General features: G+C 61.4%; 1 protein-coding gene. It reads left to right on the top strand.

Annotated features, from left to right (window positions below; all coding sequences use genetic code 11):
• Positions 1–427 (top strand): hypothetical protein (locus EOA86_RS38180; protein ID WP_164892491.1); only part of this gene is annotated, 427 nt, incomplete at both ends.

Genomic DNA, 427 nt, shown 5'->3' with positions numbered 1-427 from the left:
TCTCCGGCAACGCCCTTGCCAATCTCGGCCTGTCCAAATGGTCGATCGCCTTGATGCTGGCGCTGTTTGCCGTGCCGGCCAGCGAAGGCGCGCTTGCCTTCTTCAACACTGTCGTATCGTTGTTCCTGAAGCCCACGCGCCTCGTCGGCTACGACTACAGACGCGGCATGCCGCCCGAGGCCCGAACGCTGGTAGTGGTGCCGTCGCTGATCGGCTCGCGCGACGACGTCGAGGAGAACATCCGCAATATCGAAGTGCATCACCTGGCCAACACGGCGGACGAAATCCATTTCGCTCTGCTTTCGGATTGGCCGGACAGCAAAACCGAAATCGATGCGGCGGATATTGAGATCCTCCAATATGCTCGCGACGAGATCGCACGGCTGAACGCCCGCTATCCCAGCGAAGGGGCGCCGCGCTTCTACGT

It is taken from the genome of Mesorhizobium sp. M5C.F.Ca.IN.020.32.2.1 (assembly GCF_004023105.1).
GTDB lineage: Bacteria > Pseudomonadota > Alphaproteobacteria > Rhizobiales > Rhizobiaceae > Mesorhizobium > Mesorhizobium wenxiniae.
This window is presented reverse-complemented; position numbering and strand designations above follow the sequence as displayed.